Origin of the sequence: Solibaculum mannosilyticum (assembly GCF_015140235.1) — a bacterium.
Taxonomy (GTDB): Bacteria; Bacillota; Clostridia; order Oscillospirales; family Acutalibacteraceae; genus Solibaculum; species Solibaculum mannosilyticum.
Genome location: NZ_AP023321.1, coordinates 383649 through 398604, shown reverse-complemented (window position 1 = coordinate 398604; position 14956 = coordinate 383649). Strand labels below are relative to the sequence as shown.

Genomic DNA, 14956 nt, shown 5'->3' with positions numbered 1-14956 from the left:
TATGTTATATTTCATATCATTTTTCAATTATACTCTTTTAATTCATTTTTACCTCCCATTACAAAAGAGGATGTCCAGTCGATTTGATCGACTGGACATCCTCTTCGATTACAACGTGGTATAAAAATAGATGGTTACTGATACACTTGGATCTCATAGAGGGAATAACCATACTTCTCCATGGCTCGTTCTTCTCCTTGGACACGGATATATCGGGCCGTCTGGCTTTCCTCAAACGTGTACGGTTCAGTCCCGCCTTTGCTATTGTCGTTTCGAACCAGATCGGTCCACCGCTCCCCGTCATCTGAGATCTGAATGACGTACTTCGTGGCATAGGCAGCTTCCCACTGCAGGACGATTTGTGAAAATTCAATCGGCTTGCCAAAATCCAGCTGTACCCACTGCGGATCCTTCTTCCAATCTGAAGCCCAACGGGTCGTGCTGTCGCCGTCATTGACATTTTTAACGCTGTGGTCAGCGCCTTCGCTCTGCTGTTTATTTTCCTCCGAACTGGCCTCAGCCACTGCATCCAGCGCTAAATTGGGCGGTGACCATACATCCAGTTCCTTGCTGCCTTGCATGGGTTCGGCATAAGATTCTCCTCCCCACAGGAAGGCTTTTACCTCATAACCACTCAGATCTTCCTCATCGGGGATGGTGATTGACGGGGTCAGTACGGATGTGGTCTCCCCGTTTTCTATTACGATGTCTGCGTTATTGTTCTCTAAGTCAACCAGCCTGCCGTCTTTGTAGAGGGCGATCACGGGATTGACCTTCAAGGAACAATCTTCCTGAGCGGCGACCTCCACTTCAGCGTATACCGGACCGGCCGAAACTTGAGAGATGCTCTGGTTCTCCCGTTTGATATGGAAGCCCTTGATGTAGTACGGTTCCGGCTCTTCGCCGATGTTGCTCTCTACGATGTTCCAGCCTTCCACGCTGAACACAGGTTGACCGCCGTTTAAGTACTTCTCGTCGAATTCCACGGTGATTTGCTTGGATTCTCCCGGCATAAGTGAAATGTAGTTATCGGAATAATAAGTCGGAAGTACCCGCTCGCCGGTCAGATCATTGGTGGTCTTGAGACGGATCATCAAAGCCGGATCATCGCTGTTGTTTTGCAGGTTGACGGTGTAGTAACAAGTGGTTTCCACCTTCTCCTGCGCTTGGTAATCAGCCGTCAGCTTAACTTCCGGCAAATCGTTGAGGGCTTCATAACCCTGGTATTCTTTCGTATTGGTCCAGTAGAAATCGTCGGCGATTTGATTGCCGTCGGCATCCTCTACACGGGTACGGATGAATTTAATGTCGCTGGCATCTTCCGGATACTGGAGCGTCATCAACTGTACAGTGGAATCGGATTCAATATCGCTTTGCTTGCTTTCACTGAGGATCAGATTGCCGTCGATATCGTACACATTGACATAGGCTGTCAAACCGGTCAGATCATTGGGGGTGTAGTTGACAAGCACAATGCCTTCGTTTGTGCAGTTCCAGATGGCGTTAATGGGCTGGTTGCCCTGTTTGAGACCGAAATATCCGCCGTTGGTATCGTAGTAATAATCGTAAGTCTGCCATACCATGGACGGCCATGCCGACTGACTCATCCACATCAGCATGCCGTTGCCGCCTTTGTTGAGAGTGGCTTCAAACAGTGCTTTGTGGTTCTCATAGTTGACCATCTGGGCGATGCGGACAAATTCTTCCAGACTATTGTAGGAGCCGTAATCCTTCATCTCCTGCTGATATTTGTTGCCGTTCTGAGCCGAACCGGAAGTGAAATCATGCAGGCCCCACACGTTGTCGATGGGCCAGAGATGGTCTTCACCCAGCATTTCCACCATGCTTTCGTAGGCCGGGATATTAGGCATACCGCGCTCGGAATGCAGGGTAATGGGGGCGTTGTTAAAGTAATACTGCGGATCCTGGACAGCGTAGGGGCCGTACCCGCTGACGGTGCCGGAAGCCGAATGGGGAATGTAATGACGGGTGCCGTCATAGGTCACGGTGGCCTCTTCCAGAGATTTGTTCAGTGTCTCGGGGGGATTGCCTTCGTTGCGGCCGCAGTAGAAGCACACCGATGCATAACGGCGGACTCGTTTGATTTTATCCACAGCGTTTTCCATGAACATTTCTTCATCGTTGGGATTGGGGCCGTCGCTGGGATTGGCAAGCCAGAAATCGTCAAACACCAGAATGCCGTATTTGTCGCAAGCTTTGTAGAATTCTTCATTGCCGGTCTGACCGACCCAGTTGCGGATCATGGTCAGGTTTGCCTCGGCGTGGAGGCGGACTTTGGTGTCGTAGTCTTCTGCAGTGGCAGCGACGTTGGAATCGTCCATGCCCCAGTTGCCGCCGCGGCCGATGATGCGTGTGCCGTTGCAGTAAATCTCCAGGGGGCTGCCTTCGCTGTAGCTGAATTCGCGGACGCCAAACTGGAAGGATTCGTCGTCGGAAACCTGGCCGTCCTCGCTAACCTGGATGTTGCAAGTGTAGAGGTATTGGTCGCCGTATGTATTAGGCCACCATAGTTCCGGATCTTCCATGACAATGCCGTCGATGGTAACTTCCTTGGTCTCATTGGGCTCCAAATTCACATCCTGGCTGAAGGGCAGGTTGCCGGGCTGGATGGTGCCGCTGACGGTAACGGTAGAAGCCTCATCCTTACAGTTGGACACTTCGGTTTTGACTGTCAGGTCAGCCTTGGAAAAATCAGGCCCTTCCGGTTCCTCCGTTGGTTCTTCCATGTCGTAAACTTCAAACTCCCAGAAAGAAACGCCGTATTTTGACGCGCGGTCGCCACACTGAATGCGTAGATATCTAGCGGTAATTTGGTCAAAGTATTGTTGATCCACGCCGCCTTTGCAGTTGTCCTCGGTCAGAATATCGCTCCAAGTCTCTCCGTCATTGGAGTATTGCAGCGTGTAATTGCTGGCGTAAGAGGATTCCCACTGGATGCGGGTACTAGAGAAGGTGGTGGGTTCCCCAAAGTCCACCTGGAACCACTGGTCATCCGCATACTTTGACGACCAACGGGTAGAAGAATCACCGTCCACAGCATTCTTCACTACGTTCTGCCCGCCATTATATTCGTCTTCCACCGAGCTTGCCGACGCGGCCTTGTTAAGGGCCAGGTTTTCGGCTTCAATGGGGGTGACTTCGTCGTTGAGATCCAGGTCGGTGATGACCCAGGGGCTGACCAAACGGGCATCCTGGGTATAGCTGACATATACATCCTGGTAGATGCCGATGTTGCGGCCGCGGATGGTGGGAACCCAGTCCCAGCCGATGGAGGCATGGAGGGTGGGGTTGTCGTAGCCCAAAACGCCGCCGTTTGCACCGGCACTGCCGATGGTCTGCTCGGTAACGGCTCCAGGGTTGTCGTTTTTATGGATGTAAACGGCCAGATAGTTTTCGCCGCCGTAATTCACCAGGTCGGTGACGTCAAATTTACTCTGGATGAAGGCGCCTTCGATGCGGCCCACGTTTTGGCCGTTAAAGTAGACGTCTGCCTTCCAGTTGATGGCGTCAAAGTTGAGCCAGGTGCGCTGGCCTTCCTGGCTCTCGGGAATGACAAAACTGTTGCGGTACCAGAAGTCCGCGGTAAAATAGCTGTCGGAAATCTGCAGCTGCTGGTCGCTGACGTTGGGATCCGGAATAGCGCCAGCCTGCAGATAAGACCACAGTACCGTGCCGGGAACTGTCGCAGGAAGCCAGGAACTATCGTCATAGCCGGCCTGGGACAATGTTTCACCAGTGGTCTCCTCGCCGACCTGGGAAACGCGTTCCACTTTCCAATTGCCGCCTCGGAGGTACTGGGTGCCGTCAGCTTCCGGCTCGGGCATCTCGCCGACAGAATAATGCAGGTCATTTACACCGTACACTTCCATCTCATAGACGCCGTAGTTGTTGCCTACCGCTTCTTGGCACAGCAGACGGACATACTGGGTCTGAACAGTGTCGAATTCACATTCCTCAGTACCGCCTTGACCGGCATTCTGCTTATATACTGTATTCCAGGACTCTGCGTCGTCGGACACCTGGATTTCATATTGGCTGGCGTAATTGTCGCCCCAATCAACCACTACTTTATCAATGCTGCTCTGAGCGCCCAAGTCGATGTAGACATACTGTTCGCCAGAGGATTTGCTGACCCACTCACTGTTGAAACCGGCCTGACCGGGACGGGGAACAACGCTTTCCCCATCGGCGTTAAACAGGTCGAATTCGCCCAACTGGATGCGTCCAGGAATCCATTCACCCTGTTGTTCCTCGCCGTTATCGCCGCTGTTTTCAGTGATATTAAGGCGGTAGTAGCGATAAGACGTATCGTTTTCCATCTGGAAGGTCTTGGTTTCGTAGCGCTCCGACCATGTGATACCTTCCTGCTTATCCAACACGTCGAAATTGACGCCGTCGTTGGAGCCTTCCACCGTCCAAGCCTTGGGATCACGGCCAGGCTGGTCGTTGGCGGTAGTCAGGCTATAGCTTGTGGCCGTATATGCTTCCTCGCCTGGAAATTTAAGCTGCAACCACGCGGCTTGATGAAAGGTCAGCCACTTGGTGCCGGAATTGCCGTCAAAAGCGCAGCTGGGATTTTCTGCCGAGGGGGAGTCCCCATACTGATCGGAATATTCCGGAGCGTCGATATCCACTTCAGGCGTAATCCCATCGGTGACCAGATGGCCGGTTTGGTTATAGTCGGTTGCGGTGGAATGATAGGCGGCGCGACGGAGAGCTACATTGCGATACCCCTCTTCCTCCTTGGGCTGGGCGTTGACTGGACTGACCGCTGTAAACAGCGTCGTCAACAAGGCAAGCGCCACTGCAAGGCACGTCCCCTTCTTCAATGACTGGAACACAAAACTTCCTCCTTTTTCTCATTTAGAATCTGAGTGGGTCCTTCTTCTTAGACGATATTGGGCTATCAGAATACTTTTTTCTTACACTTCATTGTAGCATATCCTTAAATTTATCACACTGTCTAATTTTATAATATTCTGGACAATCTTTTTATTTCCAAAATAATAACTATCATTTACTATCCATCTGCCTATTTTTGGGTATCTATTTCCACTATAAAACAAAAGGGTCAGGAGATGCTCTGTTCTCCTGACCCTACCCCATATTTCTGCTGAATCCGATGAATTTTTTTGCACCACGGCCGGAAAATCGGCAGTAAAAACACCACGGTAGCCACTGCATGGGCCAGAGAAAACGGCAGTCCCGCGCCGTATCCCGCCAAAGCCGACTGCCATGTGATAGGCGATACAAATCCCACAATGTACCAGGAATCCAGGATAAATCCATAAAACAGAGCCGATACGAATCCAAAGCCGTATACCACGCCCTTCTTTTGCAAAAGGCCCCATCGCCCCAACAGCCCGGCCAGATATCCTGCCAGCCCCCAAGCGTACATCTGCCACGGCGTCCAGGGACCTTGTCCAAAAAACAGGTTGGAGGATAATGCCGCCAGCGCCCCTGTCAAAAAGCCGCTCTGAGGACCTAGGCAGGCCCCACTGACAATTACAATGGCTGTAACCGGTTTTACATTGGGAAACGGAGCGAACAGAATGCGTCCCACAGCGGCGATGGCGGCCAGAACCACAATAGGCATGATGTCCCTGGGGCGCGGATGCCTGCGTTCAAACCGCAGGAAGTAGGGCACAAGGGCTAAAACAACTGTCATCAGGCTGAGGAGGGCGGTATTTTCCACCTGGAAATAGGCGCACAGGATCAAAACCGCCGGAACCAGTACCAATAACACAGGTTCCATCCATGCAAGTACTTTATCTATCATGAGCGGTCACATCCTCTACCGTGACACAGCCGGGAGCCAGCCCCCGGGTCATACGGTTGCAATCGGTAGTGTAAAAGGCGTTCTGTTCGAAAAACGCCTTGCCCTGGTCGGAACAGGCAATGCCGTTTTGAAACAGCATGGAGCATCGGTCACACAGGCGGGCGGCAAATTCCAGATCATGGGTGACCAGTACAACCGTCCTCCCCTCCTCCTTTTGACGCCTCAGGATGTGGAGCAGTTCCTCTTTTGCCATAGCGTCTACCCCTTTGGTGGGCTCGTCCAGCAAAAGTACGGTGGGACACAGCAGCAGCACCTTGGCCAAAGCCGTCTTTTGCATCTCCCCGCCGCTTAGATCATAGGGATGCCGGCCTGCCAGATGGGAAATTCCCATTTCGTCCATGACGCGGTCAATGTCCCCGTCGGTATATTGGAAGTTCTGTTTCCACTCCGCCAGCTCTTCCTTCACTGTATCGGCAGTAAAAAGCGCTTTTGGATTCTGGGGAAGCAATCCCGGACGGACGCCGTCCCTCCGATGAATTTTTCCGCGGTTGGGTTTTACCGCTCCGCTGAGCAGATGCAAAAGGGTACTCTTTCCGCTGCCATTGCCCCCTACGATGGCGTGGACCTCCCGGGGATAAAAGGCGATGGAGGCATCTCTGAGCACAAAATCCTCTTCCTTCCGGTAGCGGAACCACACTTCTTTGGCCTGTAGTACCGGTTTACCGGCAGGGTACATATCCGGCTGGGGGACGGATCCAGCGGATCCCTTTTTCCAGCCCTTTTCTTTGAGCCAAAGCCTCCCGTCCTTAACCGACAAAGGAAACCGTTCCCTCTCCCCCAACCCCTTTGCAATGTGTACGGAAGCGGGAAAGGCCTTGGCAAACGGATGATCCTCTTTCAACAAGGACGCCACAAACGCTGACGGACTGCTGTAATGCCGTATTTTCCCCTGCTGTAAAAAAAGGACGCTGCTGCACAGAGGGAGGACATCTTCCATCCGGTGCTCGGACAGCACCACTGTAGTACCCAGTTCCTCATTGATGCGTTTGAGGATCTGGAGAAACTGTTTTGCCGCAATGGGATCCAGCTGGGCAGTGGGTTCGTCCAACAGGAGGATCCTGGGCTGCATAGCCATGACGGCCGCCAGATTGAGAATCTGCTTTTGCCCGCCGGACAGTTCGTACACTTTCCGGTCGGCCCAGCTTTCAATGCCGAAGAAGTTGGCTGTTTCAGCCATGCGGCGGCGGATGACGTGGGGCGGGAGTCCCATATTTTCCAAGCCAAAACTGAGTTCATGCCATACGGTATCCATCACCAGTTGGTTATCCGGACTTTGGGCCACATATCCCACTTCCATCGCCGAGACGGTCTTTCGTTTTTGATCCCGATCCTCCCCTTGGATCAGCACGGTGCCCTGCGCCTTCCCTACCGGCGCAATCTCCCGTTTCATGCTGCGGAGCAAAGTGGTTTTCCCGCTGCCGGTGGGACCGCACAACAGTACAAATTCCCCTTCCCCGATTTCCAATGTGATATCCCGTAAAGTGGGGGCATCCAGCTTCGGGTAGGAAAAGGTATAGTTTACAAGCGAGATGGCAGCCAGCATAATTGTTCCCTCCCTTCCAGCAAAAGCGGTATGCCGAGCAGTATAGCATACAAGGTTCCTATCCACCAGGGAATGGATACACCCTCCATCCACGGGTAAAAGGCGAATTGGTTTGCCCTGGCAAAAATCCAGTATCCATTGACGGCAATGAGCAAACCTACTACACAAAGCAAAATGACGTCATACCGGTTGATTTTCTGTTTGGTATAATGGCTGCGTTTTGTCTCCCCATAGCCGCGGCTGCGCATGGAATCGGCCGTCTCAATGGAACTCTCCATGCTCCAGCTCATGAGAATGGATGCCATACGGATGCCCTGGGAAAGCTCTTGTTTCTTTCCAGGGGACTCGTTGCCCAGCATGGCCTTTTGAGCGGTTTGGATCTCACGGGCTTTGCGGATGGTGTCCGGAATATAGCGGAAGATCATGGACACCATCATGGATGTGGTAGGAGCCAAACGCCCAAACAGGCTCAAAAATTTATCGCTGGTCATGACCTCCTGGTAGCACGAAAACCACTGGATCACACTGACAAGCATCCCTCCGGCGCACAATCCATAGCACAGCGCTTCGGCCGTGATGGGATGATCCCCGACGTGAAACAGAACCGTCAGCCCCAAACCGTTAAAGAAGGCATTGGCCGCCGCCACAATGGCAATCACTGCCAATCCGTATCCCAGGCCGCGGCACACACTTCTCCATCCCTTGAGATACCATCCATACAGAAGCGCCATCCCAAACGACAGGGACACATAGAGGGGGTGCATGGTGCTCATGGCAAATCCAATGGTCCCACAGAAATAAAGGAAAATCACCGCCGGATGAACGTCATAAAACACATGTTGTCTCATGCGCTACACCGTAAGGGAATAGTGCCAAATCACAGCATCTCCGTCTTGGAGCGTTTGAACGCTGCAACTGACGCCTGGAAATACCCCATTGACCTCGTATTTCCATCCACTCTGGTCCCCACAAGCCTTCTCAGCTAAAGACTGGATGGATGAGACATACTGGCCAAACATGTCCATCTTGCTGGTAAAGACCAAACCGGATTTTTTTAATGCGTCATAGACGGTGGCTCCCTTTTCCAATTCCATGGTGACAGGGGCAAGGACGTATCCGTTGTTAGAGATCTTTTTTGCAATTTGGTTCCCCTTGTCCACCGCCGCCTGACACTCCACTGCAAAGCGTATGGTGACGACATTGGGATCCTTTTGCTCCTCTTGTCCGCCGCTATTGCCTCCTTGGCTGGACGCAGGGGGAGTCTGTTCGGGGGCGGGAGTCTGCTCGGGAGATGAAGCAGCATCGGGCATCTTGTGGTTGGATGCAGGCGGGTCAGATGAAGCCGTCTTTCCGCCGCCCTCTTGTCCGGCGGATTTGGAGACGGCAGGCGGCGATTTTGACGAAGTCCCTGCCCTGGAAGAAGCGGAACCTGTCCCCTCCTCCTTTTGGGAAGAAACAGAAGAATCCCCTTCCTCCGCACGACTGGAGTCCTCTTGGATGGGCTGCTCTGGGTTTGACAAGTCCGACTCTTCCTCTTCGCTGGATGCCCATGCAGACGAGGCTGTTCTTGAAGAGGACAAGGTGCTGTTTTGCGCAGCCGGGACGTCATCACAGCCGGCCAGCAAGCCGGCGAGACAGCCTATGGTTACGATTAAGCATAACAATCGTTTCATCAAAAGTACCTCCTAAAACCCAGAAAAGGCCGGACGCCTGAAACCGAACGGGGTTCAGACGGCGGCTTTTTCTGTGGGATACCTGCCGCAGGATATCTCCATTTCCATCGGCAGTCCATATTCCAGTGCGAATCAATCCGATTCCCTGGGGATGTATTTCTCACTCGTTTCTAGGAAAGAGGCCGACCCAATTACGCCTCTCTATTACGGCGTTTACTGCAGATCCATGCCACACCGGCGGCCAAAGCCGACATACCCACGACTAAGAAAGCTGCGCTGTTCTCACCGGTGGGGGGATTGTTCACAGTGCTCGACGAAGTGCTGGCAGACGAAGAACTGCTTCCTTCAGCGCTGCTGGGATTGGAACTTACAGAACCATCGTCTTCAGAAGGTACACTTTGACTGGGCTGCTGGCTCTCACTGCTGCTCCCGCTTTGATCGTCCCCGCCTTCCTCTGGGACATGGGAAGCAACGGCAAACAGTTTGCCGGAATCGTTGGTATAGTAAAGGGTGCCGTCGCCATCGGCCATGATGCTGGCCAAGCAATAGTTTTGGCCGTCACCGGTGGGGACAAAAAGATCCTCCCCCTCGTCGGCGCCGGATTTCAGGACATAAATGCCGCCCGGGGTTTTGTTGGCGGTATAATAAACATAGGCTTCATCGCCGTATGCCTTGGTCACCAAGGGAGCCGATTTGACGTCGGCCGGTGCATTGACGGTTTTTTCTACCTGCATGGTCGAGGCATCCACCACCGCCAGGACTCCTGCGTACTGCTGCTCCGGACCCAATGCGCCGCCTACGTATACCTTGCCGCCGTATACGGCCGGGGTGCTGGTGCTGGACTGGGCAAAGGCAACTTCTTCATGCTGGCTCAACGTACCGTCGTCGCCCACTGTCACTCTGTGAAGTTTGCCGTTCTGGGAGGAAAAGAACACTTCATTGCCTTCCAGTACCATGCTGGAACGAACGCCGCCTGCCGTTTCCATCTCGTCGATGAGGTCGCCGGTCTTGGCGTTAAGGGAGGTGACAATGCCATCGTCACCAGCAAAAATCACCGCGTTATTGACGCACACAGCCCCGCTCCAATAATAACCGGCCTGTGTGTTTTCATACTGCCATACAATGCGTCCGGTGGACACCTCCACGCACTGATAAACACCGCTGTAACTGCTGGACCAGTCGGCATAAGCAGTCCCGGTATAAAGGAGGCCGTCGCTATACGTAATGGTAGTGAGGGCTTGGTGATTCCGGGTCTGTCCCTCTTGATCCTGAGTCACCACCGGATCGGTGATCCAAACCGGTTTGAGGCTGTCCATATCCAGGCACTGGAGGCGTCCATCCGACAGGGGGACAACCACCTTTCCCTCAGCCTGCATCAGACGGCAGGTGTATCCAATAGCGCCTTCCAGCGTGCCGCGGCCAGTCACTTCGCCCGATGAATTCACCGCCCAAAGTTCTGAACCCACAGCCACATAAACCGTTCCATTCACCTGGATGGGGTCAGACACATTGGTCGACCAGTCGGTGGAATCCTTCAAAGCCAGTTCCCATTTCAGGTCTGCTTCGTCAGCGGTACGGGCGGTGCGGGCGCTGGTTACGCCGTTGTTCTGATAATTTCCACGGTAAGAATTCCATTGTCCCGCATCCTCAGCCAGGGAAACAACGGATGTCAGGCAGAATACCATCATCACCGTCATGAGGCTGCAAAGTGCTCGGCTCAACGTCTTTTTCAAATCAAACACTCCTTTTTCTATTTTGCTCTCTATGTGATACATCCCGGTTGAGAAAACATGGCCTTTCCGCCTTCCGCACAAAGGCAAAAAAAGAACCTTCCCCATAGGAGAAGGTATTGTCATCCGATCGCACACCATAGCTTAGGGCACAACTATCCCCGCCTTTTCTGGCGGCAGACCCCAGCAAATGCAAAAATCGGCTGCCTCCCCCTCGCCCGGGGCACATACGCCTTACAAAAAATGCGGCAGGTCTCCTGGCTGATGACGTATGGGGTGCACCCATAGACGGAAAGCCTTCTCAGAGGACCATTTCCTCCAATGGCGGTTCTTTCCCGCTGTCGTCAAAACACAGTAATGGCGGTTGCGCCGGATTCTCACCGGCTTCCCTATTGATCTACTGAGCGGCTTTTCCCGCCGCCGTTCAAACCGCAATTTCGTATTGCTGATTCATTTCTTATTTTCTCAATTATAACAACTTCTCTCCCTTTTTACAAGGGACATTTCCAAATCCCTCCTCATTTTATCGTTATTTCAGAAACGATGTCAAACCAAAAGGGCGGGACCTAATTTTGGTCCCGCCCTTTTGGTTTGGAAAGGAAAATCAATGCAGCCAATCGGATTCTTTATCAGCCGCATTAAGGAGGCTGGCATAGAAACAGTATAAAATCGACCATTTCACTATATCACATCTCGCTAGTAAAGTCAATTTTTACCTGTGATTTTTATTTGAAGCTTCTATAAATTTGTGAATAAGATGCGATTTTAACCTATAAATTTTACTATATTCCCGAATCAAAACGGATTTATAAACCTTTTCCACAGAAGAAATCCTCTATCAATCGGTAAAGGAGCCGGAATCACTCTACACAAGGATTCCAGCTTCTTCTTTCTCCAGACGAGATCTCGCAGTAAAACTTTGGTTTATTTTTCTGCTTTCTTGCTCCGTGCCGCTCCAAGAGCTATACCCACCAAGCTGACTGCCAACAGTCCCCAAACCCAGGCAAAGCTTTCAACACCCGTATTCGGTGAATCAATTCCCGATCCTGTAGACGACGAAGCGGTCGAAGAAGAAGCGCTGGGCTGGGATTCCGTTTGCGATTCAGAAGGCTCTTCCGGTATTCCCGTCACATCCTGTAGGGATTCATTGGCTGCGGCTGTATCCACCTTTTCTTGGCCCTGCTGTACAAACCGGATCAGCGCCTCGTCACAGGCGGCGTATTGATGCAGCTCCGGGACATCGGCCAGTTCTGAAAAAGCCTTCCCAAGGGAAATGTAATTGTTGGTAGCTACGATGTACACCCGGTCAAGCTCCAGAGGCTGCTCCCCTACTTGTACCGAAAGCACCCGCTGTCCCATGGGCTTCGAGGTATCGTAAGTGACCTTCATACCGCCAAACTGAAGGTAACTGCCGTTGTCGTCCGGCCAACGCACTTGGTCGGATCCGGTTTCCTTCCACTGGTCGTAGGATTCCTGATTCCGGATACCGATGTCGATGGATTTCTCCAGGATGGAAAGAACTGCCTCACCGGTGATCTGCTTGGTGACAATGTAGTTCCCAAAGGGGGAAATGTCGACGATATCCTGACAGGTGATGTCCCCGGCCGGGAGCATCTTACCCAAGCGGATGCCGCCTGCGTTTTCAAAGGCGATGTCCGCCCCGGTCTCCTCCAGATAGGCGGCTGTGACAAGACGTCCTAAACCGGTTTCTTCTACGCGAAGCTCCTCCCATCGGCCATCCAGATCCCGTCCGGTGGATCCCACCACCTGGGTGAGCTGTGCCGCTTGACGCTCTTGGATATTGCCGAGCAGTGCCGACACCGTCTCATCTGAGGCAACGTCCCCGGCTTGGGATGCGGATATTACCTCTTCTTCCATGGATACGACGGCATCTTCAGATGGGTCGTATGTAATGGATAGGATTCCCACATTCTCAAAATAACAGCCCGCTTCCACCACTTTGACTGGTTTCCCATCCGCGTCAGGATAGGACTCGTCCAGGACGACGTGCTCATGGCCTGCAATCATGACGTCGATGCCCTTTGTCTGAGCGATAAATTCCTCACAGTACAGCTGGTGCGACAGCGCTATGACGATATCACACCCCTCCTGCCGTAATTTTTCCGCCAGTTGGGTGGCCGTTTGGGCATCGTCCGAGAATGTCAGTCCCTCCACGTTGCGCGGTGCAGTGTCGTCCTTAATATCCGGATCAAAGACGCTGAGTACCCCGATCTTCACACCGTCCACTGTCTTGATAAGGGTCCCGTCCCCTCCAAAGAAATTCTCTCCATCCTGGGTGATATTGCCGGCCAAAATCGGCAGCCCTGCCACGTTCCCCAGCTCTTTGAGGCGATCTTTGCCGTAGTTCCAGTCGTGATTGCCCGGGGTCATGGCGTCGTACCCCACGGCTTTGACCAGCTCGGCAATGCTTTCCCCCTCCTCCAGGGTGGCAAATGCCTGGCCGTGGAACAAGTCCCCTGCATCCAGAACCAGATCCGGATCCTCCTGCTGGATCAAAGTGGCGAGCTTCTCAAAGCCAAATGCCGTCCCCTCCTGGTATCCCGAACGGCCGTGGATGTCGTTTGTATGAACGACCTTTACCGTCACTTCATCGGAAGCGTCGCCTTCCTGCGCCAGTGCACTCGTCCCTCCCAGCAGGGTGGTGCATACCATGGCTGCGGACAGGACAAGGGACCACAGCCGTTTCATCTTTTTCACTTTTTAATCAGCCTCCTTACTTTTTCTAACAGGTCCTTTCAACCGAAATCCTGTATTATCTTGCATTATACCATATTCCCGTAAAAAATAACCGGAAGGTTTTAACACCTTCCGGCTGATAAATCACTTTTCGATAAACAATACGCCTAACGTATTGGGACCGCAATGGTTGCTGACGACGCAGCCGGCCCGGGTGACTAGGATCTCTTCAAAGGGATGCAGCTGCCTGACACGGGCTTTTACCCGATCGATAATGGCGGGATCAATGCCGGAATGGGTGATAAACACCCGTTTTAGCTCCGGCCGAACGCCTTCCAGACGGGTATTTGTATACTGCTCCATGACGTTTGAGAGATTGCCGCGGAATTTCTTTCCTACCCCCATCTTGCCGTCCCGCACTTCGATGCAGGGCTTCAGCTTGAGAAGGTTGGCTCCCAAGGCCGTCACACCCGAGCATCGGCCGCCTTTCCACAAATACTCCAGCGTATCCAAAATAAAGCTGGCCCGCACTCGACAGCGCATTTCCTCCAGCCTTGTTACAATATCCAACGCCGGCATCCCCTCCTCTGCCATGTCACAGGCCTCCAATACCAGAAGTCCGGTGCCGGTGGAGAGATTGTAGGAATCCACAGGATAAACCCCTTTTAAATCGCTGGCCGCCATCATGGCATTCTGGTGAGTGGCGGAAAAACCGCTGCTGATATTGAGATGGATCACTTCATATCCCTGGTCGGTAAACCCTTTAAAAAAAGTATGATAGTCCCCAGGGCTGGCCGCCGATGTGGTAGTCAGCTTCCCCGAAGAGCGATAATAGTCATAGATGTCGTCAGGCTGGGCGTCTACGCCGTCCCGACGGCTATCCTCCCCGAAGTTGACGTAAAGGGGTACCAGCTCCACATGGTACCGTTCCCGAAGCTCCGGAGATAAATCACAGGTACTGTCGGCCGTCACAACAATTTTGCTCATGGGTGTCACTCCTTATCCTGGGAAAATCCTTCCCAACCAAAAAGGAGGCGTCCGGCCTGGAATGCACCCATCCTTCGGACGACACGGCCTTGCCTCCCTTTTTCTTCTTCCCTTTAGGATACCACAGTTTACCAATGAATTCAACGAAATCCCAGCTGTTTTCTTAAAAAATCAAATGGCGTACCTCTAAAATCTGTGAAGTGCGCCCTATGGCATCAATCGATACGGAAGTCCTCCTCCGAGAAGGACGGCAGGGCAGGCGCCCGTCTGGGCTCCCGTTTCAGAGGATCGTAGAGGAATTTCCGGCAATGATCCTTCTCCCCCATAATCCCCTTGCGGGTACAGAGGATGGATTTTCCATCGCTGCTGCGTTTTCCACGGGCGCAGTATTCACAAGCCGGTTCAATGTCCCGGCCGAACGGTTTTGGTCGCATGGGGAATTTTCCCCCTCCTTTTTATGCCGCAT

Annotated in this window: 9 protein-coding genes and 1 riboswitch; all 9 genes read right to left on the bottom strand. The window is 52.8% G+C overall.

Translation table 11 applies throughout. The features are described from left to right. Nucleotides 1–134 precede the first annotated feature (134 nt). The 9 genes from C12CBH8_RS01865 to C12CBH8_RS01825 all read right to left on the bottom strand — a co-directional run bounded on the left by C12CBH8_RS01865 (nucleotide 135) and on the right by C12CBH8_RS01825 (nucleotide 14924). Nucleotides 135–4862 (bottom strand): discoidin domain-containing protein, encoded by a 4728-nt coding sequence (locus C12CBH8_RS01865; protein WP_215533407.1) that lies wholly within the window; start codon nucleotides 4860–4862, stop codon nucleotides 135–137. A gap of 230 nt (nucleotides 4863–5092) precedes the next feature. Continuing rightward, nucleotides 5093–5800, bottom strand: coding sequence for an ECF transporter S component (locus C12CBH8_RS01860; protein WP_215533406.1), 708 nt, complete (start codon nucleotides 5798–5800; stop codon nucleotides 5093–5095). Next, nucleotides 5790–7403: an ABC transporter ATP-binding protein gene (locus C12CBH8_RS01855; RefSeq protein ID WP_215533405.1), complete on the bottom strand. Its 1614-nt coding sequence runs from the start codon at nucleotides 7401–7403 to the stop codon at nucleotides 5790–5792. The genes C12CBH8_RS01860 and C12CBH8_RS01855 overlap by 11 nt, the downstream gene beginning before the upstream one ends. Beyond that, entirely contained in the window at nucleotides 7379–8251 is an 873-nt protein-coding gene (locus C12CBH8_RS01850) for an energy-coupling factor transporter transmembrane component T (protein ID WP_215533404.1), read from the bottom strand. The genes C12CBH8_RS01855 and C12CBH8_RS01850 overlap by 25 nt, the downstream gene beginning before the upstream one ends. A gap of 3 nt (nucleotides 8252–8254) precedes the next feature. Beyond that, nucleotides 8255–9076, bottom strand: a complete 822-nt coding sequence (locus tag C12CBH8_RS01845) for a DUF4430 domain-containing protein (protein WP_215533403.1) — start codon at nucleotides 9074–9076, stop codon at nucleotides 8255–8257. Nucleotides 9077–9267: 191 nt separating this feature from the next. Next, nucleotides 9268–10809, bottom strand: coding sequence for an outer membrane protein assembly factor BamB family protein (locus C12CBH8_RS01840; RefSeq protein WP_215533402.1), 1542 nt, complete (start codon nucleotides 10807–10809; stop codon nucleotides 9268–9270). Between the two features lie 227 nt (nucleotides 10810–11036). Then, nucleotides 11037–11255, bottom strand: a riboswitch (cobalamin riboswitch). Nucleotides 11256–11730: 475 nt separating this feature from the next. Beyond that, nucleotides 11731–13515 carry a bifunctional metallophosphatase/5'-nucleotidase gene (locus C12CBH8_RS01835; protein ID WP_246441777.1) on the bottom strand — a complete coding sequence of 595 codons (1785 nt, stop codon included), beginning with the start codon at nucleotides 13513–13515 and terminating at the stop codon, nucleotides 11731–11733. A gap of 132 nt (nucleotides 13516–13647) precedes the next feature. Further along, the gene (locus tag C12CBH8_RS01830) at nucleotides 13648–14490 is read right to left on the bottom strand and encodes a DegV family protein (RefSeq protein ID WP_215533400.1); all 843 of its coding nucleotides are present in this window, start codon (nucleotides 14488–14490) and stop codon (nucleotides 13648–13650) included. A 215-nt stretch (nucleotides 14491–14705) separates the two neighbouring features. Then, entirely contained in the window at nucleotides 14706–14924 is a 219-nt protein-coding gene (locus tag C12CBH8_RS01825) for a hypothetical protein (protein WP_090265638.1), read from the bottom strand. Nucleotides 14925–14956 lie beyond the last annotated feature (32 nt).

Coding starts and splice junctions, on each gene's coding strand:
- C12CBH8_RS01860 (WP_215533406.1), bottom strand. CDS start 5,800: ATGATAGATAAAGTACTTGCATGGATGGAACCTGTGTTATTGGTACTG.
- C12CBH8_RS01855 (WP_215533405.1), bottom strand. CDS start 7,403: ATGCTGGCTGCCATCTCGCTTGTAAACTATACCTTTTCCTACCCGAAG.
- C12CBH8_RS01850 (WP_215533404.1), bottom strand. CDS start 8,251: ATGAGACAACATGTGTTTTATGACGTTCATCCGGCGGTGATTTTCCTT.
- C12CBH8_RS01845 (WP_215533403.1), bottom strand. CDS start 9,076: ATGAAACGATTGTTATGCTTAATCGTAACCATAGGCTGTCTCGCCGGC.
- C12CBH8_RS01835 (WP_246441777.1), bottom strand. CDS start 13,515: ATGAAACGGCTGTGGTCCCTTGTCCTGTCCGCAGCCATGGTATGCACC.
- C12CBH8_RS01830 (WP_215533400.1), bottom strand. CDS start 14,490: ATGAGCAAAATTGTTGTGACGGCCGACAGTACCTGTGATTTATCTCCG.
- C12CBH8_RS01825 (WP_090265638.1), bottom strand. CDS start 14,924: ATGCGACCAAAACCGTTCGGCCGGGACATTGAACCGGCTTGTGAATAC.